At 67.3% G+C, this 24,894-nt stretch carries 19 protein-coding genes and 1 tRNA gene; 13 read left to right on the top strand and 7 right to left on the bottom strand.

Going from position 1 to position 24,894, the window contains the following annotated elements; genetic code table 11:
- Position 1 precedes the first annotated feature (1 nt).
- From asnB to BMZ48_RS06595, 4 genes are all read left to right on the top strand, one after another.
- Positions 2-1,819, top strand: a complete 1,818-nt coding sequence (asnB, locus tag BMZ48_RS06610; protein ID WP_091533161.1) for an asparagine synthase (glutamine-hydrolyzing) — start codon at positions 2-4, stop codon at positions 1,817-1,819.
- Positions 1,807-2,943 (top strand): glycosyltransferase, encoded by a 1,137-nt coding sequence (locus BMZ48_RS06605; RefSeq protein ID WP_091533159.1) that lies wholly within the window; start codon positions 1,807-1,809, stop codon positions 2,941-2,943. Before asnB ends, BMZ48_RS06605 begins: the two co-directional genes overlap by 13 nt.
- A complete protein-coding gene (locus BMZ48_RS06600; protein ID WP_091533157.1) occupies positions 2,940-4,034 on the top strand; it encodes a glycosyltransferase in 1,095 nt (364 codons plus the stop codon). Before BMZ48_RS06605 ends, BMZ48_RS06600 begins: the two co-directional genes overlap by 4 nt.
- A gap of 163 nt (positions 4,035-4,197) precedes the next feature.
- The gene (locus BMZ48_RS06595; RefSeq protein ID WP_091533155.1) at positions 4,198-5,241 is read left to right on the top strand and encodes a glycosyltransferase; all 1,044 of its coding nucleotides are present in this window, start codon (positions 4,198-4,200) and stop codon (positions 5,239-5,241) included.
- Here BMZ48_RS06595 and BMZ48_RS06590 read toward each other — a convergent pair.
- Both BMZ48_RS06590 and BMZ48_RS06585 read right to left on the bottom strand, forming a co-directional pair.
- On the bottom strand, positions 5,217-6,299 hold the full coding sequence (locus BMZ48_RS06590; protein WP_091533153.1) for a glycosyltransferase: 1,083 nt from the start codon (positions 6,297-6,299) through the stop codon (positions 5,217-5,219). The genes BMZ48_RS06595 and BMZ48_RS06590 overlap by 25 nt on opposite strands.
- Positions 6,296-7,321 (bottom strand): glycosyltransferase family 9 protein, encoded by a 1,026-nt coding sequence (locus BMZ48_RS06585; RefSeq protein ID WP_091533151.1) that lies wholly within the window; start codon positions 7,319-7,321, stop codon positions 6,296-6,298. Before BMZ48_RS06585 ends, BMZ48_RS06590 begins: the two co-directional genes overlap by 4 nt.
- A 93-nt stretch (positions 7,322-7,414) precedes the next feature.
- Here BMZ48_RS06585 and BMZ48_RS06580 point away from each other — a divergent pair, with 93 nt between their 5' ends.
- The gene (locus BMZ48_RS06580; protein ID WP_091533149.1) at positions 7,415-8,338 is read left to right on the top strand and encodes a branched-chain amino acid transaminase; all 924 of its coding nucleotides are present in this window, start codon (positions 7,415-7,417) and stop codon (positions 8,336-8,338) included.
- Between the two features lie 129 nt (positions 8,339-8,467).
- A complete protein-coding gene (gene hldE, locus BMZ48_RS06575; protein ID WP_091533147.1) occupies positions 8,468-9,901 on the top strand; it encodes a bifunctional D-glycero-beta-D-manno-heptose-7-phosphate kinase/D-glycero-beta-D-manno-heptose 1-phosphate adenylyltransferase HldE in 1,434 nt (477 codons plus the stop codon).
- Between the two features lie 37 nt (positions 9,902-9,938).
- On the opposite strand, the gene zapE is transcribed toward hldE, so the two are convergent.
- The 3 genes from zapE to BMZ48_RS06560 all read right to left on the bottom strand — a co-directional run bounded on the left by zapE (position 9,939) and on the right by BMZ48_RS06560 (position 13,178).
- The gene (zapE, locus tag BMZ48_RS06570; protein ID WP_091533145.1) at positions 9,939-11,030 is read right to left on the bottom strand and encodes a cell division protein ZapE; all 1,092 of its coding nucleotides are present in this window, start codon (positions 11,028-11,030) and stop codon (positions 9,939-9,941) included.
- A complete protein-coding gene (locus BMZ48_RS06565; RefSeq protein ID WP_091533143.1) occupies positions 11,030-12,352 on the bottom strand; it encodes a D-arabinono-1,4-lactone oxidase in 1,323 nt (440 codons plus the stop codon). The genes zapE and BMZ48_RS06565 overlap by 1 nt, the downstream gene beginning before the upstream one ends.
- Before the next feature lie 76 nt (positions 12,353-12,428).
- Positions 12,429-13,178, bottom strand: coding sequence for a lysophospholipid acyltransferase family protein (locus tag BMZ48_RS06560; RefSeq protein WP_091533141.1), 750 nt, complete (start codon positions 13,176-13,178; stop codon positions 12,429-12,431).
- Positions 13,179-13,251: 73 nt separating this feature from the next.
- On the opposite strand from BMZ48_RS06560, the gene xerD reads away from it, so the two are divergent.
- The 4 genes from xerD to BMZ48_RS06540 all read left to right on the top strand — a co-directional run bounded on the left by xerD (position 13,252) and on the right by BMZ48_RS06540 (position 21,273).
- A complete protein-coding gene (xerD, locus tag BMZ48_RS06555) occupies positions 13,252-14,169 on the top strand; it encodes a site-specific tyrosine recombinase XerD (RefSeq protein WP_091533410.1) in 918 nt (305 codons plus the stop codon).
- A 76-nt stretch (positions 14,170-14,245) separates the two neighbouring features.
- Positions 14,246-15,037 (top strand): DsbC family protein, encoded by a 792-nt coding sequence (locus BMZ48_RS06550; RefSeq protein ID WP_091533139.1) that lies wholly within the window; start codon positions 14,246-14,248, stop codon positions 15,035-15,037.
- A gap of 114 nt (positions 15,038-15,151) precedes the next feature.
- On the top strand, positions 15,152-17,905 hold the full coding sequence (locus BMZ48_RS06545; RefSeq protein WP_091533138.1) for a PD-(D/E)XK nuclease family protein: 2,754 nt from the start codon (positions 15,152-15,154) through the stop codon (positions 17,903-17,905).
- Positions 17,902-21,273 carry a UvrD-helicase domain-containing protein gene (locus BMZ48_RS06540; protein WP_091533136.1) on the top strand — a complete coding sequence of 1,124 codons (3,372 nt, stop codon included), beginning with the start codon at positions 17,902-17,904 and terminating at the stop codon, positions 21,271-21,273. Before BMZ48_RS06545 ends, BMZ48_RS06540 begins: the two co-directional genes overlap by 4 nt.
- 58 nt (positions 21,274-21,331) lie before the next feature.
- Here BMZ48_RS06540 and fdxA read toward each other — a convergent pair whose 3' ends face one another.
- Complete coding sequence (gene fdxA, locus BMZ48_RS06535; protein WP_091533134.1) at positions 21,332-21,655, bottom strand: ferredoxin FdxA; 324 nt, start codon at positions 21,653-21,655, stop codon at positions 21,332-21,334.
- Between the two features lie 140 nt (positions 21,656-21,795).
- Positions 21,796-22,398: an NUDIX hydrolase gene (locus BMZ48_RS06530; protein WP_200769549.1), complete on the bottom strand. Its 603-nt coding sequence runs from the start codon at positions 22,396-22,398 to the stop codon at positions 21,796-21,798.
- Positions 22,399-22,510: 112 nt separating this feature from the next.
- On the opposite strand from BMZ48_RS06530, the gene BMZ48_RS06525 reads away from it, so the two are divergent.
- The 3 genes from BMZ48_RS06525 (at position 22,511) to BMZ48_RS06515 (ending at position 24,892) form a co-directional block, all read left to right on the top strand.
- On the top strand, positions 22,511-23,350 hold the full coding sequence (locus tag BMZ48_RS06525) for an outer membrane beta-barrel protein (protein ID WP_091533132.1): 840 nt from the start codon (positions 22,511-22,513) through the stop codon (positions 23,348-23,350).
- A 66-nt stretch (positions 23,351-23,416) separates the two neighbouring features.
- A tRNA-Leu gene (locus tag BMZ48_RS06520) sits at positions 23,417-23,504 on the top strand.
- 359 nt (positions 23,505-23,863) lie between these two features.
- Complete coding sequence (locus BMZ48_RS06515; RefSeq protein ID WP_143383645.1) at positions 23,864-24,892, top strand: RAMP superfamily CRISPR-associated protein; 1,029 nt, start codon at positions 23,864-23,866, stop codon at positions 24,890-24,892.
- Positions 24,893-24,894: the final 2 nt, after the last annotated feature.

The raw sequence follows: 24,894 nt of genomic DNA, 5'->3' as shown, positions 1-24,894 counted from the left end.
GATGTGCGGCATTGCTGGCATCGTCCTGCGCGAAGGCCGTGTGGCCGAGGCCGAGCTCGCGCGCATGGCGGGGACGCTGACCCACCGCGGGCCCGAGGATCAGGGAACATACATCGCGGGGCGTTTCGGTATCGCGCATACGCGCCTGGCGATCATCGATCTTGCGGGTGGGCACCAGCCGCTGTTTGATGCGCATCGGCGCTATGCGCTGGTCTGCAACGGCGAGATCTACAACTACGTCGAGCTGCGTGCGGAACTGGAGGCCGCCGGTGCGCGGCCGTTGACGCATTCGGATTCGGAAGTCGCCCTGCACGGTTTTGCGCACTGGGGCCCTGCGTCGTTTAAACGCCTGCACGGCATGTATGCCTATGCACTCTACGATCACACCGCCGAAGAACTCTGGCTGGTGCGCGACCGCCTGGGCATCAAGCCGCTGTACATCGCGCGTCTGCCGGATCGGCTGCTGTTCGCCTCCGAACTCAAGGCGCTGCTGCCGCTGATGCCACGGCGCACGGTGCATGCGGATGCCCTCGCGCAGTTTTTCCAGAACCAGTTCTCGACCGGCGCGCAGACGGTCATCGACGGCGTCGAGCGCGTGCCCGCGGGCTGTGCGCTACGCATCGGTCCGGATCTTTCGGTGCGGGTGCACCGGTACTGGTCGGCACTCGACGTGCGGCCGCGTCGTGGGCTGACGTATGCCGACGCCGTCGCCGAATGGGAGACGCTGTTTGCGCAGGTCATGCGCGAGCACATGCGGGCGGATGTTCCTTATGGTGTGTTCCTCTCCGGCGGCGTCGATTCCGCGGTGCTGCTCGGCCAGCTCAGACGTCTGCACACGCAAGCGGTGCGCACGTTCTCGATCGGCTGGGCGGATGCGCGCCAGCGCGACGAGCTCGATGAGGCGGCGGCGATGGCGCGTCTGTTCGAGGCCGAGCACACGCCGATCCGCATGGACGCCGCGGCGGTGTTCCGCCGGCTGCCCCGTGCGGTCTGGGCGGCCGACGACCTGATGCGCGATTACGCCTGCCTGCCGACGCTGGCACTCGCCGAGGCCGCCGGGCGTGAGCTCAAGGTGGTGTTCAGCGGCGAGGGTGGCGACGAGGTGTTCGCGGGTTACGGACGCTATCGCCCGGATCTGTTCGAACGCACGTTCAAATCCCTGCGCTATCCCGGCAGCGGCGGGTTTCGCGTGCGCCCGGAGCTCGACCCGCGCTGGGTTGCGCGCCTGTTCGTTCCGGCCTTGCAGCCGGCGCTCGCCGCCTACCGCGAGCCGGTCGTGCGGGCATGGGCGCAGACGCCCAGGGACTGGAGCCATTTGCAGCGCCGCCAGTATGTCGATCTGTCCACCAATCTGCCGGATGACCTGCTGGTCAAGGCCGACCGCATGCTGATGAGCTTCAGCGTCGAGGGGCGTGTGCCGTTTCTCGACCACCGTGTCGTCGAATTCGGTTTGTCGCTACCCGATGAGCTGAAAATTCAGCGCGATGCGGGCAAGGTCTTTCTCAAGCGCTGGGCCGAGTCCTTCATCCCGCGTGCGCATTTGTGGCAGCACAAGCGCGGATTTCATGTGCCGGTCGGCGAGTGGCTGCGTGGGCCGTTCGTCGCGGCGCTGGCGCAGAAGCTGCCGCAGAGCGCCGCGATCCGCGCCTGGTGCCGGTTGCCGGCGGTCGAGGCCTTGCTTGCGCGCCAGCAGGCGCGCGGCGACGTCACGCGCGAGGTCTTCAGCCTGTTGCAGTTTGCGATCTGGCACCGTCTGTTCATCGACGGCCACGGCGCGGTGCCGTCGGCCGAGGAGGATCCGCTCGCATGGATCGCATAGACCGCCGGCGCATCGCCATCTTTCTATCCACGTCCGGGCACAGCGGAGTCGACCGGGCGATGAAACACCTGATCCCTGCGCTGGCGCGGCGCGGCTACGCCGTGGATTTGCTCAAGGTGCGCGGCCATGGACCGAACCTGACCGACGTGCCGCCCGGCGTGCGTGTGCTCGACACCGGCGCAAGCACGACGTATCTCGCCTTATTCGCCCTGGTCCGCTACCTGCGCCGCGCGCGCCCGGCCGTGCTGCTCGCCGACAAGGACAAGGTCAACCGCACCGCGCTGCTCGCGCGCTGGCTCGCCGGCGCCAGCGACACGCGACTCGTGCTCAGCTCGGGAACGACGATCTCGGTGGATCTGCAGCATCGCGGCGCGTTCGAGCGCTGGCTGCAGCGCACGTCGATGGGTCGGCTATACCGGTATGCCGATCTGGTCATCGTCACCTGCGCGGATGTCGCCGACGACATGGCGGCCTATACCGGGCTTGCGCGTGCGCACATCCGTCCGGTGGCAAGCCCCGTCGTCCCGGCGGCGTTGTTCGATGCCCGCCCTCGACCTCCGGATCATCCGTGGTTTGCGCCGGGCGCACCGCCGGTCATCCTCGGGGTCGGCGAGCTGTCCGCGCGCAAGGATTTCGAGACGCTGATCCGCGCTTTTGCCCGCCTGCGCGCGCAGCGCGCCTGCCGGCTCGTGATCGTCGGCCGTGGCAAGCGGCTGGAGGCGCTGCGTGCGCTCGCAAAGGCGCTCGGCGTGGACGCGGATGTCGATTTTCCGGGCTTCCGTAGCGACGTCTACGCCTTCATGGCACATGCCGCAGTCTTTGCGCTCACCTCGCGCTGGGAGGGGCTCGGCTTTGTGCTGATCGAGGCGCTGGCCTGCGGTACGCCTTGCGTGGCCACGAACTGTCCGAGTGGTCCGCGCGAAATCCTCGACGACGGGCGCTATGGCCCCCTCGTGCCGGTCGGCGATGACGGCGCGCTCGCCGAGGCGCTCGCCCGACTGCTCGATGATCCACCGCCGCGCGATCTGCTGCAGCGCGCGGCGCGCCCCTACGAAATCGAGGCGGCGACGGATGCCTATCTGCAGGCGTTTGCATTGCCAGCGCGCGCCGGAGCGGTGTCATGAAACGCCTAGCGGTGCTGATTTCCTTTTCCGGCGATGGCGGAGTCGAGCGCATGGTGACCAATCTGTGCGCGGAGTTCGCACGGCAGGTCCATGTCGATGTGCTCCCGATCAAGGGGGTCGGCGGACACGCGAGCCGCATTCCTGCAACCGTGCACCGCATCGATCTTCGGGCCCGGCATAGCTGGACCAGTGTCGGCGAGGTCGCCGATTATCTGCGCAAGGTGCGCCCGGATGCCTTGCTTGCCGCCAAAGACCGCGCCGGACGCGCGGCACTGCGCGCCAAGATCAAATCCGGTGTGGACACACCGGTTTACATTCGCCTGGGTACCAATTTGTCGGCGGCGCTGGCGCGCAAGGATCCACTCAGCCGCTGGCTGCGCATGGCGCCGATGCGGCGCTTGTATCCGCTGGCCAGCGGCATCATCGCGGTTTCGCAAGGCGTCCGGCAGGACACGATCGCGGTCACCGGCCTGCCGCCAGAGCGCGTGCATGTGATCCGCAACCCGGTCATCACGCCGGCGCTCGCCACACAGGCCGCCGAGCCGGCGCCGCATGCATGGCTGCGCGATAAGACCCTACCGGTCGTGATGGGCATGGGGCGGCTCACACGGCAAAAAGATTTCGCTACTCTGCTGCGCGCGTTCGCCCAGATCCAGGCGACGCACCCGAGCCGTCTGATCGTGCTCGGCGAGGGCAAGGACCGCGACGCGCTGCAGCGTCTGGCGGCGGAATTGGGCATTGCCGAGCGCGTCCTGCTGGCCGGGTTCCAGAACAATCCGTATGCCTGGCTTGCCCGCGCCGATCTATTCGTATTGTCCTCGGCGTGGGAGGGTTCGCCCAATGCGCTGACCGAAGCGCTCGCACTGGGCATTCCCAGCGTCTCCACCGACTGTCCGAGTGGTCCGCGCGAGATTCTCGACGGCGGCCGCTTCGGCCCGCTCGTTGCAGTCGGCGACGTGGCAGCGATGGCCCAGGCGATGCGCCAGGTGCTGGATCACCCCTTGCCGGCTGCACAGTTGCAACAGGCGGTCGCGGATTATCGTGCCCAGATCAGCGCCCGGCGCTATCTGGAATTGTTGGGATTGATCTGAGCGGAGAGATACCGATACCACATCGATCTGGGGGTGCTTTGTGATCAGGGAGTGGAACAGCAAGCGGCGACGACGCGCCTGGGCAATAACCAGTTCCGCCGCAGGGCAAGACACGCTTGCGGCGGAGGCGCTGCGCAGTCTGCAGATCATCGGCAGTCAGACCATGGGTGGTGCCGAAAACAGCTTCGTGCGCCTGGTACGGGCGCTCACCCGCGCCGGCATGCCGGCGGATGCGGTCACGCGTACCGGCTCGCAAGTGCACGTGGCGCTCGAGGGGCATCGGCAGTGTTTTGAGTTGCCGATGCGCAACGCGCTCGATCTGGGCAGCGTGCTGCGCATCCGCGCCCTGTTGCGCCGCCACGCCTATCCGATCGTCCAGACCTGGGCGAGTCGCGCGACGTGGTTGACGCGCGCGCCCGCCGGCATCATTCACGTCGCCCGCCTGGGGGGGTATTACAACCCGCGCAACTTCCGCCATGCCCATGCCTGGATCGTCAACACCCGTGGTCTGCGCGACTGGCTGATCGCCCGCGGTTTCCCGCCAGGCCGTGTGCACTGGATCGACAATTTCGTACCCGTCGACGAGCGCCCCTCGCCGTTGTCGCGGGCGGATCTGGGGATCCCCGACGATGCGTTGGTGACCATCGCCTTTGGCCGCCTCGTGCCCAAAAAAGGTTTTCAGGACTTGCTGCGCGGCATGGCTCTTCTGCCCGAGCGCATCGCCGGCCGGGCGCATCATCTGGTGTTGATGGGCGACGGGCCGCTCGCCGCGGAACTCGGGTTGCAGGCTCAACGCTTGGGGCTGGATCGCCGCGTGCATTTCACTGGCTGGATCGATGCCGCAGTGCCGGCCCTGACGCTGGGCGATGTGATGATCTGCCCGTCGCGCGAGGAGCCGCTGGGCAATGTGATTCTCGAAGCCTGGAGCAAGGGGCTGCCGGTGCTGAGCACGCGCACGGCAGGTGGCCTTGAGCTCATCGAGGAAGGAGTCACCGGTTTGCTGTGCGCGGTGGCCGACCCGGGCGATCTGGCGCGCCACTGGCGCCGGTTGCTCGAAACACCGGCGCTGCGTACCGAGCTGGGCGAGCGGGGACGCACCCATTTTTCCGCGCGCTACAGCGAGGCGGCGACAATCGCCGCGTACCGGTCGCTGTACGGCGAGTTGCTGCGCCGGGGCTTTACTCAGGGTTCCACGAGCTCGCGATAGACGGCGAGATTGCCCTCGACCATCGCGTCGATCGAGAACTCGCGGGCGATCAGCGCCCGGCCACCGGCGGAAAGACGCGCGCGCAGGGGCGCATCGCCGATGAGCCGGCGCAGTGCCGCAAGCAGGGCCTCGACGTTCCCGGGCGCGACCAGCAGCCCGTTCTCGCCGTCGCGCACGGCTTCCGGAATGCCGCCGACCCGCGTGGCGATGATCGGCACGCCAGCGGCCGCGGCCTGCAGCAGCGACACCCCGAGCCCTTCCATATAGGCCGGGTGTACGAGCAGATCGAGTGCGCCCATCCAGCGCGGCAGGTCGTCCCGGAAGCCGGCGAAGCGCACGTCTTCGGCAAGCCCCAGTCGGGCGATGTCCGCATCCAGCTGGCGGCGTTGTGGCCCCTGGCCGAAGCAGATCACGAAAGGACGTTCGTCCGCCGCCATGCGCGCGAGCGCCTGAAACAGCACCTTATGCCCCTTGCGCTCGATCAACTGCGCGACGACCCCGGCGATGAGTCGGCCCGCAGGGATGCCGAAGACTGCGCGCAGCTCGGCCTGCGGTGCCGGTGCGATCCACGCCCGCGCATCGACGACGCTGCGCACGACGCGGATGCGCTCCGGCTCGACGCCTTCACGGCGCAGGACTGCGGCGATGCCCTCGGAAATGCAGATCACGCGGGCATAGCGCCGGTATTTCCAGCGCGCCCACCAGCCGATCTCCGGATTGTCGACGCGGCGCGACAGCACCGCCGGCACGCCGGCTAAATGCGCGGCGAACCCACCGAGCACGTCGGCGCCGCGGCGCGAATGCAGATGCACGAGCTGGGGATGCTCGCGCGCGATGCTGCGCCGCAGCCGCATGACGAAACCCAGGTCGAGGTCGCCACTGCACGGGATTTCGACGACCTTGACGGGGCTGTCGGCAAAACGCTGTCCGATCGCCGCACCCGGCGGACAGACCAGGATGTTGTCGATCTTGCGGCGGGCAAGACCATCCAGCAGATAGGCAACCTGCTGGGCGCCGCCGTACAAATGCATCCCGGTTTCGACGTGCAGGATCTTCATGTGCCGGTCTCGCACAGGCGCAGGGCCGCGGCGACGACCCGCTCGGGGGTGAGCTGGCGCATGCAGGTCCAGGCGCCGCCACAGGTCGGACGGCGTTTGCACGGCGCGCAGGGAAGCGCATCGTAGAGCACGGCCAGCGGGGTGTCCGCGCCGCCGGTATAAGGACAGGTCGAACCAAACAGCGCGACCGTCGGCCGGCGTACGGCGATGCCGATATGCGTAAGCCCGGTATCCACCCCGACGACGAGCCGTGCCTGCATAAGCCACGCGGCGAGGTCGGGCAGGGCAGTTGAGCCGGCGAGGTTGACGCTGCCCGGCGGCATCTGCGCGACCAGTTGCTCGGCGCGCGCCCGTTCCGCAGGGCCGCCGAACACCACGCAGGGGCCCAAGCCTGCGGCGACGAGTGCTTGTGCCAGCGCCGGCCAATGCGTATCCGGCCAATGCTTCTGCGGCCGTGTCGTAAACGGACACAGCGCGACGAAGCCCGGCGCAAGGCCATGCGTGCGCAGCGCCGCCGCAACCCGCGCGGCGGCTCGATCGCTCACCGGCAGCTGCGGCGGTCCGGCGCGCACACCGGTCAGCATTTCCGCAAGAAAGCGATATTCCGAGGCGATGTCGGCAGGATTGCCGCCTTTGTCGATCCGCTCGTGCAGCAGCCACTCGAGTGGCTCCTTGGAGCGAAAGCCGATGCGATGCCCGCCCGCGAGCGACGCCAGCAGCCGCGACTTGGCCAGCCCCTGGGCATCGATCACCCAGTCGTAGCGCCGCGCATGCAGGCGGTGCCGCAGCCGCAACAGCGCGGACGGCGAGGATAACGTGTCTTTGGGGATGGCGATCACCTCGTCCACACGGGGATCCTCATGCAGCACGCCGGCAAAGCCGGACTGGGCGAGCCAGGCGATGTGGGCATCGGGGAAACGTCGGCGCAGTCCGTCCAGCAGACTGGTGCAAAACACCAGATCCCCGAGCGCAGACAGACGCACGATCAGGATGCGCGAAGGCTCAGCCGGGCGATCGGTCACGTGCGCGGGTCTGTGGTCAACGATAGGGCGCCCTATGATAGCCGGGCGCAACCCCTATAATTCCACGATTCCCGACTGTTCCTGGTATTTCCCATGACTTCATTCGCCGACCGCGACGGCTACATCTGGTATGACGGCGCGCTCAAACCCTGGCGCGAGTGCACGACCCACGTGCTGACCTACACGCTGCACTACGGTGTCGGCTGCTTCGAGGGCGTGCGTGCCTACAAGACGCCGCGCGGCACGGCGATCTTTCGCCTGCAGGAACACACGCAGCGGTTGTTCAACTCGGCCAAGATCCTTGGCATGAAGATGCCGTGGACGCCGGCGCAGCTCGACGAGGCGCAAAAAGAGGTGTTGCGCGCCAACCGGCTCGAGGAGGCTTACATCCGGCCGATGGTGTTCTACGGTTCCGAAGGCATGGGATTGCGTGCCACCGGTCTGCAGACGCACGTGATCGTCGCCGCCTGGCCGTGGGGTGCGTATCTGGGCGCCGACAACATGGAGCGCGGCATCCGCGTCAAGACCAGCTCGTTCCAGCGTCACTACGTCAATGCCTCGCTGTGCCGGGCCAAGGCCAATGCCAATTATCTGAATTCGTCGATGGCGCTCAACGAGGTCCTGCGCGACGGTTACGACGAGGCGCTGATGCTGGATCCCGAAGGCTATGTCGCCGAAGGCAGCGCCGAGAACATCTTCATCATCACCGGCGGCGTCATCAGCACGCCGGACGTGACCTCGGCGCTCGATGGCATCACCCGCCGCTCGGTCATGCAACTGGCGCGGGATCTCGGTTATGAGGTGCGCGAACGGCGCATCACCCGCGACGAAGTCTATGTTTGCGACGAGGCGTTCTTCACCGGCACCGCCGCCGAGGTCACGCCGATCCGCGAGATCGACAACCGGCCGATCGGCAGCGGCTCGCGCGGCCCGATCACCGAGCGGCTGCAGAAAGCCTATCTCGATGTGGTCAGAGGCCGTAGCGAGCGGTATGCCCACTGGCTGACCCACGTCTGATGCCCGTTGCCGTCCCCGCTTGCCTGGATCCGGACCGGGCGCGTCGGGCCCGGCCGGGAGGGCCGTATCTTGCGAACCATGCGTTCGCCCGATCGGCGGTGCCATGACCTCTGGCCCGGGAGCGAGCGGATGAATTCAGCGCTGACCAGTTTCGGCCATGCCCGCGTGCTGATCGTGGGCGACGTGATGCTCGACCGCTACTGGACCGGTCCGGTGCAGCGGATCTCACCAGAGGCGCCGGTGCCGGTGGTGCGCGTGCGCGCCGATCAGGTACGCGCCGGCGGTGCAGCCAATGTCGCGCTCAACGTCGCCGCACTGGGGGCACGGGTGCGCCTGCTCGGCGTGATCGGGCGCGATGCCGCCGGCGCCGAGTTGCGCGCGCTGGTGCAGGCGCGCGGCATCGAGGCCGAGTGGATCGAAAGCCCGAGCTTGCCGACGATCACCAAGCTGCGCGTGCTGTCGCGCAACCAGCAACTGCTGCGGCTGGATTTCGAGGAATCCCTGGATTGCACTGACGGCTTTGACCGCGCATCGCTCAGGCAGCGTTTTGCCCAGTGCCTCGCCGATTGCGACATCGTCGTCTGCTCGGATTACGGCAAGGGAACGCTCGTCGATGTCGCCGCGCTGATCGGGCTGGCGCGCGCTGCCGGCAAACCCGTACTGGTCGATCCCAAAGGCACCGACTATGCGCGCTACGCCGGTGCGACACTGCTCACCCCCAACGTGCCGGAACTGGAAGCAGTGGCCGGCACGGCCGTGGACGACGCCGATCTGCTCGCCCGCGCCGAGGCATTGCGCGCCCGTCTCGGGCTCGAGGCGTTGCTGCTGACGCGCAGCGAAAAAGGCATGAGCCTGCTGCGCGCTGCGCAGCCACCGCTGCACCTGCCGGCCGAGGCCCGTGAAGTCTTCGACGTGACCGGCGCCGGCGATACCGTCATCGCGACGCTCGCCGCGGCGCTCGCCGCCGGTGTCGAATTGCCACAGGCCTGCCGGCTTGCGAATGTCGCTGCCGGCATCGTCGTCGGCAAGCTCGGCACGGCCACGGTCAGCGCTGCGGAACTCGAGGCAGCGCTGCATCACCCGCATGCCGACACCGGCGTCGTCGACGAAGACACGCTGCTGAGGCTGGTAGCGGCTGCGCGCGCGCGCGGCGAGACCGTGGTCATGACCAACGGCTGTTTCGACGTGCTGCATGCCGGTCATGTCCGCTATCTGGAGGCGGCGCGCCGGCTCGGCGATGTGCTGATCGTCGCGGTCAACGATGATGATTCGGTGCGCCGGCTCAAAGGCCCGACGCGACCGCTCAACACCTGTGCCGACCGCATGCGCGTGCTCGCCGGCCTGCGCAGCGTCGATTGGGTGGTGCCGTTTTCCGAGGACACGCCAGCCCGGCTGATCGGGCGCGTGCTCCCCGACGTGTTGGTCAAGGGTGGGGACTACCGGATCGAACAGATCGCCGGACACGACATCGTCACTGCCCATGGCGGCCGTGTCGTCGTGCTCGATTTTCACGAGGGTTACTCGACCACCCGCATCATCGAGCGCGCGCGTCAACTGCCGTGACCGACGATCGCCCGCGCGCCGGTGCGCATCGCGCGCATCAAGGCAGATGGGGCCGCGCCAGGTATTCCTGCGACTGCATCTCGGTGAGCCGTGACTGCGTGCGCTGGAACTCAAAACGCGACTTCTCGCCGACATAGAGCGCGGACTGCGGCACGTCGGCGGCGATGATCAGTTTGACGCCGCGGTCGTAGAACTCATCGACCAGCGTGATGAAGCGGCGTGCCGCGTCCTCGTGCAGGACCGTCATCTGCGGGACGCGCGACAGCAGCACCGTATGGTGGGTGCGTGCGATCTCGATGTAGTCGGCGGCTCCGCGCGGGCCCTCGCAGAGCTGTGCGAAGTCGAACCACGCCACGCCGTCGGCGAGCCGGCGGCTGCGGATGATGCGGCCGTGGATGCACAGCGCCTCGTTCGGACGGCCCGGTTCCGGTGCGAGCTCGGCGAACCAGCGCTCCAGGTTGGCCTCGGCCTGCGCGTCACAGGGGCTGTGATAGATCTCGGCGCGGGTCAGTGTGCGCAGGCGGTAATCGATACCGCCATCGACATTGAGCACATCGACGTGGCGCTGGAGCACATCGATGAACGGCAGGAAATTGGCGCGCTGCAGGCCGTTCTCGTAGAGCCGTTGCGGCGGGATGTTGCTGGTCGCAACCAGCGTCAATCCGTGGGCGAACAGGTTCTCGAACAGACGCGCGAGAATCATCGCGTCGGCGATGTCGGAGACGAAGAACTCGTCGAAGCAGAGCACACGTATCGTGCGTGCGTATTCGGCGGCGACGAGTTTGAGCGGATCGCGTGCGTCCGGGTAGCGGCGGCGGCGCTCGTGCACGTCGAGCATGAAGCGGTGAAAATGCGTGCGCAGTCGTGTCTGCGCCGGCAGCGACTCGCAGAACGCGTCCATCAGATAAGTCTTGCCGCGGCCGACCCCGCCCCACAGATACAGGCCGCGTACCGGCGTCCAGCGCCGTGGGCCCAGGCCGAAACGGCGCCGCGGCGGCGACGCCGCCAGCGCGTCATAGATCCGTTGCAGGGCCTCGACGGCCCGTGCCTGTGCGGCATCGTGCACGAAGCCACCGTGCGCAAGATCGTGTGCGTAGCGCAGTCGCGGCGGTAGCGGCGTTGGCGACATCAGCGTAGGCGTTCGTCAAAGAGCGTGGCGAGGTAGGGGTTCAAGAACACCCCGCGCGGATCGCAGCGCCGCCGCAGCGCGCGGAAGTCGTCGAAGCGCGGATACAGGCTGCGCAGTTGCTCGGCGGATAGCTCGTGGATCATGCCCCAGTGCGGGCGGCCGTCGTGACGTTCGAAGAGTTCGGCGATCGGAGCGAAGTAATCGTCAAAGCGCATGTCCGGATAGGCGGGGACGGCCACGCAGGCGCTGTTACGCGCGTAGTGCGGTGACAGCCAATGCGCATCGGCGGCGACGAAGCGCACCTGTAACGGAAAATGCACGCGGATGCCAAGCGCCTTGATCAGCATCGCCAATGCGCGCAGCACCGGCGCGAGATCGGTGGCCGGCAGCGCGTATTCGAGCTGCTGGAAGCGGCCGCACCAGAGATCCGAGTCGACATCGCGCGCATGCAGTACGTCGGTGCAGCCGTGGATCATGCGCGCCGTCAGACGGTCGAACGCGCCGGTCAGGGCGGGCAGCCGGCGCGTGGTCTCGGCCATGCCGCGGAACATCAACGCATGGGCGCCACGGCGCAGCACGTGTTTGACCGGCGCAAGCAGCGTCGGCAGTGCATCCGTCACGTCAAAACGGCGCAGCACGACGGTATCGGTGTGAACAAACCAGAGAAACTCGCAGTGGCGATGGTCGCGCTGGAGTTGATCGAGACGTTCGAGCATTTCCGCCAGTGTCATCGCCTCGCAGGTGACGGCAAGCCGGTGATCATCGACGCATTGCAGCTCGGCATGCGTGATCACGCCCAGTGCGCCCAGCGATACGGCGGCGGCATGGAAGAGGTCGGGATCCTGATCGGAGGAGACCGTGCGCACGGCGCCATCGGCGCAGATCAGACGCAGCCCGGTGACCTGCGCGGCCAGATTGCCCAAGTGTGCCCCCGACCCGTGGGTGCCGGTCGCCAACGCGCCGCCGAGTGTGATCCCGCGATGGCTGGGCACGGTTGCGAGCGCAAGACCGCGGTCGGCCAGATGTTCGACGAGACGGCCGAGCCGGGTGCCGGCACGCACCCAGACGCGCTTGCGTTCGAAGTCGGTGGACTCGATTCCGGTGAAGCGGTCCAGCGCGAGGTGGTTCTCGTCGGTCCAGCACAGCGGCGAGAACGAATGGCCGCTGCCGATCACCCGCAGACGCTGGCCTTCCTCGGCGGTGCGCAGCACTTCGGCCTGGATTTGCTCGACAGTGACCGGGTGTGCGCAGTGCGAGGGTTCGCAGCGCACGGTGCCGGACCAGTTGGTCCAGCCGCGGGAACGGCGTCTGCTGAGAATCATCCGTGGATCTGCTGCGGTGGGCGTGCCGCGCACAGGTCCGTCCGGATCGATGCGCGGGGCGCGCAGGATAGCCGATTCAGAGGTCGGCGTCCGCCGCCGATGGCGCCAGATGCCGGTCGGGTTCTCCGCACAGTGCCAGGACGTGCTGGCGGGTGAGGTCGCGCAGGCGTAGCGCCGCTTCGCGGTCGCTGCCAGTGGCGCGCAAAGGTGGCCGGAATACGATCTCGACCGCACTCCAGCGCGGCAGGCGGCGGTCGCCGCCGTAGAGCCGGCGTGTTCCGCGGATGCCGGCCGGCACCACCGGCGTGTGCGTGCGCGCCGCGATCAGAAAGGCCCCGTTCTTGAACGGCAGCAAACCGGGCTCTGCCCTGAACGTGCCCTCGGCGAAGATCGCGAGTGGCTCGCCATCGTGCAGGCGGCGGATCAGCTGCCGGGTCAGGCGGGCGCTCTGCAGGGCCGATGCGCGGTTGACGAAGATCACGCCCATGCGCCGCAGGGTCAGGCCGATCAACGGCCAGTTCGCGGCGCCGTCCTGGACGACGAAGCTGAACGTGCGCGGCAATGCCGCAGTCAGCACCAGCCCGTCGAGATAGCTGGCGTGGTTGGCGACGACGATGCACGGACCTTGCGGCAGATGCTCGCGGCCACGCACCCGCAGCGGCACGCCGATGCTCGCCAGCATCAGCCGCACGCCGGCGCGGCCGAGTTCGCGACGGATCGGAAGCGTCGGTCCGGCAATGACGATGAGACAGACAAGCACGGTGACCGGGACGACGATGAGGGTGGCGAGCGGCGCATAGAGCGCATCGAACAGGCGTCTGAGCATATGCGTATTATCACGGTGCGGTCATGCACACGGGAACGCCGGCTGCCGTGTAAGCTCCCCTGTCGTGAAATCACTGGATTTACCCCATGCCCTGGCTGAGCGGCCGTCCGCCGAGGATGATGCGGCGATCGAGCGCTTCCTCGATCGCTTGTGGCTGGAGCGAGGCTTGTCGGCCAATACCCAGGCGAGCTACCGCTCCGACCTGCGCTTGTTCGCGCGCTGGCTGCGTGTGCGCGGCACTGCGCTGACCACGGCCGGAGAGGTCGAGATCAAGGCCTATCTCGCTGCCCGCGTCCTCGCGCCGCGGTCGCAGGCGCGGTTACTGTCGGCACTGCGCCAGTTTTACCGCCACCTGCATGCCGACCAGCAGCGCCAGGACGATCCGACCGCGCGTCTGGACTCCCCCAGGCTCGGACTGCGCCTGCCCAAGCATCTGTCGGAGGAGGAGGTCGAACGCCTGCTCGCGGCGCCGGATGCGACGACGGATCTCGGATTGCGAGACCGCGCGATGCTGGAACTGATGTATGCCAGCGGGCTGCGCGTCAGCGAACTGGTCGGGCTCAAGGCGGCCAGCGTCGATCTGCGCGCCGGTGTCGTGCAGGTGGTCGGCAAGGGCGGCAAGGAGCGTCTGGTGCCGATCGGCGAGATCGCGCTCGACTGGTTGCGCCGCTACGTGCAGCGCGCCCGTCCGGCGCTCGCCGACGGCCGCAGCGTCGATGCCCTGTTTCTCACCGCGCGTGGGCAGGCCATGACCCGGCACAATTTCTGGCACCTGATCAAACGCTACGCAGCAGCGGCCGGCATCCGCACGCCCTTGTCTCCGCATACGCTGCGCCATGCCTTTGCGACACACCTGCTCGACCACGGTGCAGATCTGCGGGTGCTGCAATCGCTGCTGGGCCATGCCGATCTGTCGACGACCCAGATCTACACCCACGTTGCCCGCGCCCGTCTGCGCGAGATCCATGCCCGGCATCATCCGCGCGCCTGAGCGCGCCGGCGGGGCAGGGAATCTGCGCCCCACGCTGCTGTCATAATCACGCTTCCGATTCTTTGCAGGACCGTTCATGAATCCGATCCGCCATCCGCTCCTTGCCGCTGTGCTGGCCAGTGCCGTGGCTGCATGTGCCCCACCATACGACCCGAAGAAACCCACCGTCGAGCCGAGCCAGGCACCGCAGGCCGGTGCCGTCGCGGACGCGGGCATCGAGGCGATCCGCGAGCGCGTGCGCGTGGTGCTGCCGAACATCCGCGCCGAGGACATCCGCCCGGCCGATGCGCCAGGGCTCTACGAAATCCAGCAGGGCGCGCTGTTCGGCTATGTCACGGCCGATGGCCGCTATCTGATCGAAGGCGATTTGATCGATCTCACCAAGGGCGTCAGCCTGACCGAGAACAAGCGCAAGCGCGACCGCATCGCCAAGCTCGAGGCCCTGGGCGAAGACAACATGATCGTCTTCGGACCGCAGAACGGTAAAGCCAAGTATGCGGTGACCGTGTTCACCGACATCGACTGCGGCTACTGCCGCAAACTGCACCGCGAGATCGACGAGTACACCAAGCGCGGCATCGAGATCCGCTACGTTTTCTACCCGCGCAGCGGTCCGGACACCGAGTCGTTCCGCAAGGCGCAAGCGGTCTGGTGCGCCGCCGACCGCAAGCAGGCCTTGACGCAGGCCAAGGCCGGCATGCCGGTCACCGGCGATGCGAATTGCGACAACCCCGTCGAGCGCGAATGGATGCTCGGCGCCGAGCTCGGCCTGCGCGGCACGCCGATGCTCGTGCTACCCGACGGCGAGGTCGTGAACGGTTATCTGCCGGCCGCGGTGCTCGCCGAGCGGCTGGCCAGCCGCGGCTGAAGTCACGGATATGGTGACAAGACCCGCCTCGATGCGGGTCTTGTCGTTTTGGGCTCGGATTCTGAGCCCGCGTGCGGCGATACTGCAGCCACCGATGGCATCCCCTGTCTGCCGATGATGTTCGACGATCTGCCGACGCTCGACCGCGATGCGCTCTTCTCGCAGCTTGCATCAGGCGGTTCTGGTGTCATGCCGCAGCTGGTCGTACTGTGCGCGAGCGCACGTCTGGCCCAACACCTGCACGAGCGCTATGCCGCCTGGCAGGCACAGCATGGCTGCACGGTCTGGCCGACCCCTGATGTGCTCACACCCGAAGCTTTCCTGCGCAGACTCGCCGAGCGCGTACGTCCTTGTCGCGTGCTCGCGGGGCAGGTGCTGCTGCCGGTGCTGAGCGCGGCCGAATCCGAGTTGCTCTGGCAACGCGTGGTCGCCGAGACGCGCCACGAGGCGCCGCTGCTGCGCGAAGCCGAAGCGGCGCGGCTGGCCGCCGAGGCCTGGCAGTTGTGCCACGACTACCGTCTCCCCCTGCCGCTGCCCGCGAGCAGCCCCGATGTCGAGCGCTTCAATGCCTGGTCCGGGGCGTACCGGCAGCACTGTGTGCGGTTGCAGCGCATCGATGCCGCCGAAGAGCGTGCCCAGCTCATCGAGCAGGTCGAGCGTGGCGAGCTGCCCGTGCCTGCCGACATCGTGCTCGCCGGCTTCGACGATCCTCTGCCGTGGTTGTACAGGCTGTTCGAGGCGCTGCGTGCCGCCGGTGTGCACTTGCGGCGCCTGAATCCACCGGCGCATGCGGCGCAGATACAGGCCGTCGTTGCACCAACCGCTGATCAAGAGCTGCGCGCTGCTGCCCAGTGGGTTGCCGAGCGGGCACGGACCGACCCGCAGGCGCGGCTGGGCGTCATCGTGCCCGATCTGGATGCGCGCCGCGCCGACGTGCTGCGCATCTTCGATGAAACGCTCTGCCCTGCGCTTGCTGCACTGCCGGCCCGACACGGCGAGCGGCCCTACAATCTGACGCTGGGGGCGCAACTCGCCGACATCGGGCTCGTGCACACCGCGCTCGCTTTGCTGCGCCTGTGCGTCGAGGGGCTGGACTGGGCCCAGGCCAGTATGCTGCTGTGCGCGCCGTACTGGGGCGCAAGCGAGGATGAGCATCTGCGCCGCGCCGACATCGATCGGCGCTTGCGCGAGCAGGGGCATTTGCATGTCGATCTGCCGTTACTGCAGCAGCTGACGCTGCACGACGAAGCGCTGCAGGCGCGCTGGCAGCAGCTCTGCGCGCGATGCCGCGCACACGGCAAGGCCGATCCCGGTGACTGGGCGGAGCGCTTCTCCGTCTGGCTCGAGGTGGCCGGCTGGCCCGGTGCGCGCCCGCTCGACAGCGCCGAATATCAGGCAGTCCAGGCCTGGCGTGAACTGCTGCGTACACTCGGCACGTTCGGCGGCATCGTCGGTGCGATCAGCGCATCGGAGGCGTATGTCCAGCTCGAGCATCTCGCACGCCAGCGCGTGTTCCAGCCGCAGACCCCGCCGGTCAACATCCACGTGCTCGGTGCGCTGGAGGCGCGCGGGCTGGATTTTGATGCACTGTGGGTGGTCGGTCTCGACGACGAACGCTGGCCGGCGCAAGGTCGGCCGCATCCGTTCATCCCCTTTGAATTGCAGCGCCGTGTGCGCATGCCGCGGGCCAGCGCCGCGGTGGCGCTGCACTGGGCCGAGCGCGTGACGCAGGGCTGGCGGTGCTGCGCGCGCGAGGTCGTGTTCAGCTGGCCGGCAATGGATGAGGATCGGGCGCTGGCGCCAAGCCCGCTGATTCATGCCGAGGCGGCACAGGCAACCGCGCGGTCTGTCGATATCTTTGCGCCGGCTTGGCGTGCAGCCGCCCGGTGCGGGCGCGAGGTTCACCTGCCCGATGCGTATGCACCACCGCCTGACAAAGCGCGGGTGATCCCGGGTGGCACCCGCCTGCTCGGCGACCAGGCGCGCTGTCCATTCCGGGCCTTTGCCACGCATCGGCTTGGCGTGCGTGCGCTCGAGGAGCCGGGTTATGGGCCGAAGCCGATCGACCGCGGCGTTGTCGTGCACCGCGCACTCGAGACGCTCTGGCGGGATCTGCGCGACCAGGCCACGCTTCTTGCGCTGGTGCCATCTGAATTGGATGCGCGCATCGGCGCGGCGGTCGATGAGGCGCTAGAACACCTCGCGCGGCAGGCTCCGCAACGCCTGCCGCCGATGCTGCACCGGCTCGAGGCCGAGCGTCTGCGCGCGCTGCTCAAGCAGTGGATGAAGATCGAGAGAGAGCGGCCGATGTTCACGGTCGAGCAGCTCGAAGGTGCAGCGGCCGAGACTCCTTCACCGGATCCGGACCCGGACCCGCCGTCCGTGTCTTTTGCCGGGCTGCGCCTGCGCATTCGCCCTGATCGCATCGACCGCCTTAAGGACGGCTCCCGGCTCGTCATCGACTACAAGACCGGCGCGCGCAGGCCGCCGCCCTGGCACGACGGCCGGCCCGAGGAGCCGCAGCTTCTGCTCTACGCGCTGCTCGAATCGGGCGTTACAGCTCTTGCCTACGCGCGGATCGCCGCCGGTGCCGTCGAGTTCGAGGGACTTGCCGCCGATCATGGCATCGCGCCGGGCATCAGCCGTTACAGCGACTGCCGCGACACGCGCGATGCGGGCAGCTGGGACGCCCTGCTGGGTCGCTGGCGCGGCGAGCTGGAAAACCTCGCGGACGAGATCCGGCGCGGGCACGCCAGCGTCACGCCCAAGCATCCGCGCCAGTCCTGCCGCGACTGCCATCTGCATGCTGCCTGCCGCATCCGCGAGAGGTTCGGGATAGCGGTCGGCGAGGACGAGGACGCGCCATGAGTATGGACATTGCCGACGCCGCCGAGCGCGCGGCAGCGCTCGATCCCGCGCGCAGTTTCATCGTCCAGGCGCCGGCCGGCTCGGGCAAGACCGAGCTGCTCACCCAGCGCCTGCTGGTGCTGCTCGCCCGTGTCGATGAGCCCGAAGAGGTCGTCGCGATGACGTTCACGCGCAAGGCGGCCGCGGAAATGCGTCAGCGCCTGTTTGCGTCGATCCGCCGCGCGCTCGACGACCTGCCGCCAGAGGACGCCCACAAGCGCTTGACCTGGGAGCTGGCACGCGCGGTGCTCGAGCGCTCGCGCCGCTGCAACTGGCGGCTCGAGGACAACCCGCAGCGCCTGCGTATTCTCACGATCGATGCCCTGTGCGCGCAGATCGCGCAGCAGTCGCCGCTGACCACGGGTTTTGGCGGACGCATCACGGTCACCGAACTCGCCGAGCCTTTGTACCGCGAGGCCGCGCGCACATTAATCCAATCGCTCGAACACGATCCCCCGTATGCTCCGGTCCTGGCGCGCGTGCTGCGCCACTTCGACAACCGCGTGGGCGTGCTCGAACAGCAGCTCGTGCGCCTGCTGGCGCGGCGCGACCAGTGGCTGCGCCTGGTGACGCAGGATGGCCGCGCCGACCACGCGCGCGACGTGCTGCAAGAGACTCTCGAATGGATCATCGACGATGCGCTGCACCGGTGTGCCGATCTGGTGCCGCCGGATCTCGCCGCGCGGTGGTGCGAATCGGCCGCGTATGTCGCTTCTGTCCTTGCACCCGGGGATGCGGTACATCCGTTGCACGGGGTGCGCCGCGCGGGGTGGCCAGAGCCGCGGGCTGCCTACCTGCACCAGTGGCTTGCGCTGATCGATCTGGTGTGCACCCAGCAGGGGAACTGGCGGCAAAAGGTCGACAAGCGGCAAGGCTTTGTTTCTGGCACTGCCGACGCCGGAGCGCGCAAGCAGGCGCATCTGGAGCTGATCGAACAGCTGGCGCAATGCCCGGGTCTGCTCGAGGCGCTCCAGGCCGTGCGCAGGTTGCCGGCGCCGCGCTACGCGGACGCGCAGTGGGAGGTGCTGCAGGCGCTGCTCGAAACCCTGCGCCTGGCCGCTGCGCATCTGCGGATCGTCTTCGCTACGCGCGGCGAGGTGGATTTCGCCGAAGTTGCGATGCAGGCGGTCGCTGCGCTCGGCGATCCCGCAGAGCCCAGCGACCTGGCCCTGCGCCTCGATTATCGCCTGCGCCATCTGCTGATCGACGAATTCCAGGACACCTCGGAGCTGCAATGGCAGTTGCTGCTACGGCTGACCGCCGGCTGGAGCGCGGGCGATGGCCGCACGCTGTTCATCGTCGGCGATCCCATGCAGAGCATCTACCGGTTCCGCGAGGCCGACGTCGGCCTGTATCTGCGCGCATGGCGTGACGGCATCGGGCCGCTGCGCCTCGAGCCGCTGACGCTGCGCTGCAACTTCCGCTCGCAGGCTGGGATCGTGGACTGGGTCAACGCCGTTTTTCCGCGCGTGCTGCCGCAGCGTGCCGACCCCAATCGCAGCGCGGTGCCTTACAGCGCCGCCATCGCAACCCGTGGCGCCGATGCATCACCGGCGGTGACGCTGCATGCTTTTGCCGACGCCAACGCCGAGGCTGCGCGCGTGGTCGAGATCGTGCGCGCGCAGCATGCGGCCGATGCCCAGGCCAGCATCGCCATTCTCGTACGCAGCCGCGGCCATCTCGAGCAGATCGTGCCGGCACTGCGTGCCGCCGGGATCGCTTACCGCGCGGTCGATATCGAAAGCCTGGCCGAGCGGCCGGTGATCGACGATTTGCGTGCGTTGACCCGGGCGCTGCTGCATCCGATGGAGCGCACGGCCTGGCTCGCGCTACTGCGTGCACCCTGGTGCGGTTTAACGCTCGCCGACCTGCACGCACTGTATGCGCAATGGCCGCAACACCGGCCGGTGCTCGCGGCGCTGCGCGACCATGAGTGTTGGACGCGGCTGAGCGAGGATGGGCGCGCGCGCCTTGCTCCGGTGCTGCGCGTGCTCGAGGCCGCGGTCGCCGAGCAGGGGCGATGGCCGCTGCGCCGCTGGGTCGAATCCACCTGGCTTGCGCTCGGTGGTCCGGCCTGTGTCGGGAGCGAGGCGGCGCTTGCCGATGCCGCAGCGTTCTTTAATTGCCTGCAGCAGTTGGCGCCCGGCGCACAGCTCGATGATCTCGCCGCGCTCGACCGCGCACTTGAGGCGCTCAAGGCCAGTCCGGATGCGGATGCTGCCGGAACGGTCACGCTGATGACCATCCACAAATCGAAGGGGCTGGAGTTCGACACCGTCATCGTGCCGGGGCTGGGTCGCAGCACGCGCGTGGATGAACAGCCACCGGTGATCTGGGCACAGCTCAGCGACGTTGGTGGCAACGTCCGTCTCGTGCTGGCGCCGGTGCATGCCACGGGCGATGAGCGCGATGCCATCTATGAATTCGTGCGCACTCTCGATGCCGACAAACAGCGGCTCGAGGATGCGCGGCTGCTCTATGTCGCCACCACACGCGCACGTCGCCATCTGCATTTGCTCGGCGAGCTTACGCGTGCGCCCGACGGCGGAGAGGTTCGTCCGCCCCGGTCCGGTAGCCTGCTGGCCCGCTTGTGGCCTGCGCTTGCCGAAGACTTCCAGCAGGCCTTGTCAGCCGGTGCACCGGCGGCAAATGCCGCGGCGGAGCCGCCGCCTGAGCCGCCGCTGCGGCGTTTGCTGGACTGGTCAGCGCCTGAGCCGCCGCCGGGCTTGCCGCTGCCCGAGGCCATCGCCAGCGATGCCGGGGAAACCCTGCGCTTCGACTGGGCGGGCGAAACGGCGCGCTGTGTCGGCATCGTCTTTCACCGCTGGATCCAGTTCATCGCCGAGGATGGCCTTGCGCGCTGGGATCCGGCCCGTTGCGCGAGCCTCGACGCCGCCCTGCGTGCGGAGTTGCGCCGCGAGGGTGTGCCGGCCGCACGTGTGGCCGCCGCCGCGGCACGGGTGCGAGAGGCGCTGTGCAATACCCTCACCGATGCGCGCGGGCGCTGGCTGCTCGATCCCTCGCATCGCGATGCTGTCAGCGAACTTGCGCTGAGCACGGTGCTCGGCGGGCGGCTGCGCCGGTTGGTCGTCGATCGCAGTTTCGTCGATGCCGACGGTGTGCGCTGGGTGGTCGACTTCAAGACCAGCGTGCACGAGGGCGGGGATGCGGCCGCATTCGTGCGCCAGGAACTGCAACGCTACCGCGCGCAGCTCCTCGGCTACTGCGCGGCCTTACGCCAGCTCGACCGGCAACGGCCGCTGCGCGCGGCGCTGTATCTGCCGCTGATTGAGAATCCGGACCTGCGCTGGGTCGAGCTCGGCGAATGAGCGGGCCGGACGCGATCACGCCGCTGCGTGGGTGCCACGTACCTTTACCCCGATCGGGTCAGCGTTCGAGCAAAGCCAGTTTATTGGGTTTGCCGTCCCAGTCCTTGGCGTCTGCTGGCGGCTCCTTGCGCTCGGTGATCACCGGCCACTGCTTGCTGAGCTCGGCATTGAGTTCCTTGAAATGCGCCTGCTCGGGCGGCAAGTCATCCTCGGCGAAAATCGCCTCGGCCGGGCATTCCGGCTCGCACAGCGTGCAGTCAATGCACTCTTCCGGATCGATCACGAGAAAATTCGGCCCCTCGTGGAAACAATCCACCGGGCAGACTTCCACACAGTCAGTGTACTTGCACTTGATGCAGTTCTCGGTGACGACGAAAGTCATGACACACTCGTGATCGAGGCATGGCGGGCGCCGTAGTTTAAACGATCATCGCCAGGACCGATCTCCGCCGAATGGAGGGCGCGCATCCCCCTGTACGCGTTGTCTCCGCCTGTCTTGCGCGCGGCGGGGTCTTGCCTGTGTCAGGCATCGCCGACCGGGTCATCGCCGGGAACTTCCGCTTGCCGCGGCGGGCGCGGGCGCTGGGTCAGATCGAGCACGTGCGTCGTCCACACGCCGCGGCGACGATCCTCGAAAAATGCACGCAGACCGTGCCAGATGGTCGGGAACGCGATCTTGTCCCAGGGAATTTCGGACTCCGCCATCAACACGACCTCCGAACTTTCCGGCGTCGGGCCGAAATGCGGTGACAGCAGGCGCCCGCGGTGGATCATGTAAACCTGACTCACGTAAGGCACGTTGATCACCATCAGCAGTGGCCCGACTTCGACCTCCGCGCGCGATTCCTCGCGCGCCTCACGTGCGGCACCGGCCGCGCTGGTTTCTCCTTGCTCCATGAAACCCGCCGGGAACGTCCACAATCCCAGCCGCGGTTCGATGTTGCGCCGGCACATCAGCACGCGTCCATCCCCCCACTCGGGGATCACGCCGACGATCACTTTGGGATTGCGGTACTGCACATGTCCGCAGCGCGTGCACACATGGCGTGGCAAATGGTCCCCCGGCGGAATGCGAAACTCGACCGGCTGACCACAGACATTGCAGTAGCGAATCTCGGCATGCATAGGGGGCTCGGAAATGGCCACGGCACTATAACGGCTGAAGTGGATTTGCGTGGAAAAATCGGTAAACATCTGCGCCGAATCACAACCATGCCGCGAATTGGGGAGACTGCACATGAAAAAACGACCGGTGGTGTGGATGGCATGCCTGCTGACCGCGGTCATGGCATCGGCGCAGGCACAAGACGATGGAAACGGGGCCTATGCCGAAGACCCTGCCGGCGCCGCGATCACCGATGGGGAGATGGCCGGGGATACACCAAGCGAGGCCGCATCCGGCGGCATCGCCACGGATGATACGGCGGCTGCGGATGCGGCCAGCGACTCATCGTCCGACACTGCTGTGTCGGAAGTCCCGGAGCCGGCGGCCGACGCATCGATGGCTACCGACGAAGCCACCGAGACGGCGGCCAGCGACGTCGGCGGTTCCGCTGAAACCTCCGGTGGCGGAGCATCTGCCGACGAACCGGTACCGCTGTATCTGGGCGCCGACTACGTCTGGACCACAGCCTCGTTCTCCAAAACCGCGCTCAAGACTGCGTTCGGCAGCGACCAGCTCGATTCGGGCATGTACCGTCTGCGTGCCGGCATCCGCCTGTTTGACCAAATGGGCGCGGAGGTGCAGTTCGGCATCGGCACCACCGATAGCGAATCGCTCGATGCGGATGAATACCGCACCGATCGCTTCTACGGCATTTATCTCGTGCCCACGGGTGTGCTGTTCGACTTGATCGAAGTCAGCGCGTCGGTGGGGTATGCCCAGACCGACCTCGAACGCGCCAATGCCTCCGAGTCGCTGGGCGGGGTGAGTTTCGGTGTCAACGCCGATCTGCCGCTGTACGTCGGCGACGAATGGGAGCTGCGCATCGGCGGCGGCGGCACGGTCTTCCGCGCTCAGAACTCGGCCCGTATCTACGGCTATCACGCCGGCCTACGCATCGATTTCAAGATCTGAACCGGCGGTTCGCGCCATGGGTGGCTGCCCGTGCGCGCCGTTGCGCACCGTATAATGCGCGCCCGCGCCGAAGTGGCGGAATCGGTAGACGCAGCGGACTCAAAATCCGCCGAGGCAACCCCTCGTGAGAGTTCGAGTCTCTCCTTCGGCACCAGCGGTATCCTCATTCGCGAGCCACGGCGATTGTCCCTGCGTGGCTTGCGCGCGCCATTCTTCGCAAGAATCCGTCTGGTTCGATTACGGCATGGGCTTGTGCCGGGCGGTGCCGGCGTGCCGTGGTGTTTCTGATCCACCTGAACCGGGCCGTGTTTCGTTCGAGCTGTGCGGTTGTTGGCACTCTGATCTCAACGAGTGCATATCCGGCTGATAGTTTGAGCAGAGCGCCGGCTAGCAAGGAGGGCAGGTGGTTTTGCCTGTTCGCTCACTGCCACAGAAAGCCCACGCTTTGAGATTGGGTGGCGGAAAGCTTGCCAAACATGTTCTTGGACACCCGAGCAGGAGATAGTGCACGCCATGAATTCGACCGCTTCCACTCGTAATGTCTCCATGCAGACTGCGGAATACACCCTGCGATTTCTGACACCCGCCTTCTTGGGTGATGCCGAACAAAACGCCCGCTGGCGTACGCCGCCGATCAAGCACGCCCTGCGCGAGTGGTGGCGCGTGGCCTATGCCGCCGATCGTGGCTACGACATCAACGTTGCGGACATGCGGCGGGAGGAGGGGTTGCTGTTCGGGCATGCGTGGCTGGAGGGCGACCTTGACGAACGTGGAAAAAATGTCGCTGCGCGCCAAAGCAGGGTTCGGCTGCGGTTGCTGCCAGCGCCGGGTACCGTACCCAAGACCTCAGAGGCTGTCTGGGGCAAAGGCAACAAGACTGGCGTTGAGCCTCTCAAAGCCAATCTGGACACGAGTCACGCCCGGTTTGGGCTGATCAAGCGAGGCAACGGCCTACCCGATCGCAACCGGCTGGAAGCGGAAGAAGCTCGAGTTCTGGCTCTGGCGTACCCTGACAACGAAGGCGAAATGATCGCGCGCACGCTGCGGCTCATGCACCGCTTCGCCACGCTCGGCAGTCGCTCACGTGGGGGCTGGGGTTCGGTGCACATCGAAGGCTGCGAGGCACTGACCATTAAAGAGTTACGCCAATACGCGCAGCCGCTCGACAGCTGTTTGGAACGGGATTGGGCCGCAGCACTGGGCAACGATGACGTTGGGCTGATGCTTTGGCAAAGCCGCACCTTCTTCAAAACCTGGGACGAAGCGATGGCACAAAGCGCCCGCTGGCGGCGCGAGGTGCGCGGCAGCCTCAAGCGACAGAAAGACCTGCGAGAGGCGCTCGGCTTTGCCGGTGGCGGGCGCATGCCAAGCCCGCTGCGCTGGAAGCTGCTCAAAACGAAAGCCGGCTTGGTGTTGCAGGCCGCTGCGTTCCCGCATTCCCTGCCGAAAGACAGTGGAGCTTCAATGAGTATCCAGGATCTGCGTTTGGCCTGGCGTTCGGTTGCCGCAGAACTCGATACGAAAATGAACCGGGCGGGGTGAGT

This window comes from Fontimonas thermophila (genome assembly GCF_900113085.1).
Lineage (GTDB): Bacteria > Pseudomonadota > Gammaproteobacteria > Nevskiales > Nevskiaceae > Solimonas > Solimonas thermophila.
This window is presented reverse-complemented; position numbering and strand designations above follow the sequence as displayed.

Excerpts from the sequence above, each read along its gene's own strand:
- asnB (WP_091533161.1), top strand. The coding sequence starts at position 2 with ATGTGCGGCATTGCTGGCATCGTCCTGCGCGAAGGCCGTGTGGCCGAG.
- BMZ48_RS06605 (WP_091533159.1), top strand. The coding sequence starts at position 1,807 with ATGGATCGCATAGACCGCCGGCGCATCGCCATCTTTCTATCCACGTCC.
- BMZ48_RS06600 (WP_091533157.1), top strand. The coding sequence starts at position 2,940 with ATGAAACGCCTAGCGGTGCTGATTTCCTTTTCCGGCGATGGCGGAGTC.
- BMZ48_RS06595 (WP_091533155.1), top strand. The coding sequence starts at position 4,198 with ATGGGTGGTGCCGAAAACAGCTTCGTGCGCCTGGTACGGGCGCTCACC.
- BMZ48_RS06590 (WP_091533153.1), bottom strand. The coding sequence starts at position 6,299 with ATGAAGATCCTGCACGTCGAAACCGGGATGCATTTGTACGGCGGCGCC.
- BMZ48_RS06580 (WP_091533149.1), top strand. The coding sequence starts at position 7,415 with ATGACTTCATTCGCCGACCGCGACGGCTACATCTGGTATGACGGCGCG.
- hldE (WP_091533147.1), top strand. The coding sequence starts at position 8,468 with ATGAATTCAGCGCTGACCAGTTTCGGCCATGCCCGCGTGCTGATCGTG.
- zapE (WP_091533145.1), bottom strand. The coding sequence starts at position 11,030 with ATGTCGCCAACGCCGCTACCGCCGCGACTGCGCTACGCACACGATCTT.
- BMZ48_RS06565 (WP_091533143.1), bottom strand. The coding sequence starts at position 12,352 with ATGATTCTCAGCAGACGCCGTTCCCGCGGCTGGACCAACTGGTCCGGC.
- BMZ48_RS06560 (WP_091533141.1), bottom strand. The coding sequence starts at position 13,178 with ATGCTCAGACGCCTGTTCGATGCGCTCTATGCGCCGCTCGCCACCCTC.
- BMZ48_RS06550 (WP_091533139.1), top strand. The coding sequence starts at position 14,246 with ATGAATCCGATCCGCCATCCGCTCCTTGCCGCTGTGCTGGCCAGTGCC.
- BMZ48_RS06545 (WP_091533138.1), top strand. The coding sequence starts at position 15,152 with ATGATGTTCGACGATCTGCCGACGCTCGACCGCGATGCGCTCTTCTCG.
- BMZ48_RS06540 (WP_091533136.1), top strand. The coding sequence starts at position 17,902 with ATGAGTATGGACATTGCCGACGCCGCCGAGCGCGCGGCAGCGCTCGAT.
- fdxA (WP_091533134.1), bottom strand. The coding sequence starts at position 21,655 with ATGACTTTCGTCGTCACCGAGAACTGCATCAAGTGCAAGTACACTGAC.
- BMZ48_RS06530 (WP_200769549.1), bottom strand. The coding sequence starts at position 22,398 with ATGCATGCCGAGATTCGCTACTGCAATGTCTGTGGTCAGCCGGTCGAG.
- BMZ48_RS06525 (WP_091533132.1), top strand. The coding sequence starts at position 22,511 with ATGAAAAAACGACCGGTGGTGTGGATGGCATGCCTGCTGACCGCGGTC.
- BMZ48_RS06515 (WP_143383645.1), top strand. The coding sequence starts at position 23,864 with ATGAATTCGACCGCTTCCACTCGTAATGTCTCCATGCAGACTGCGGAA.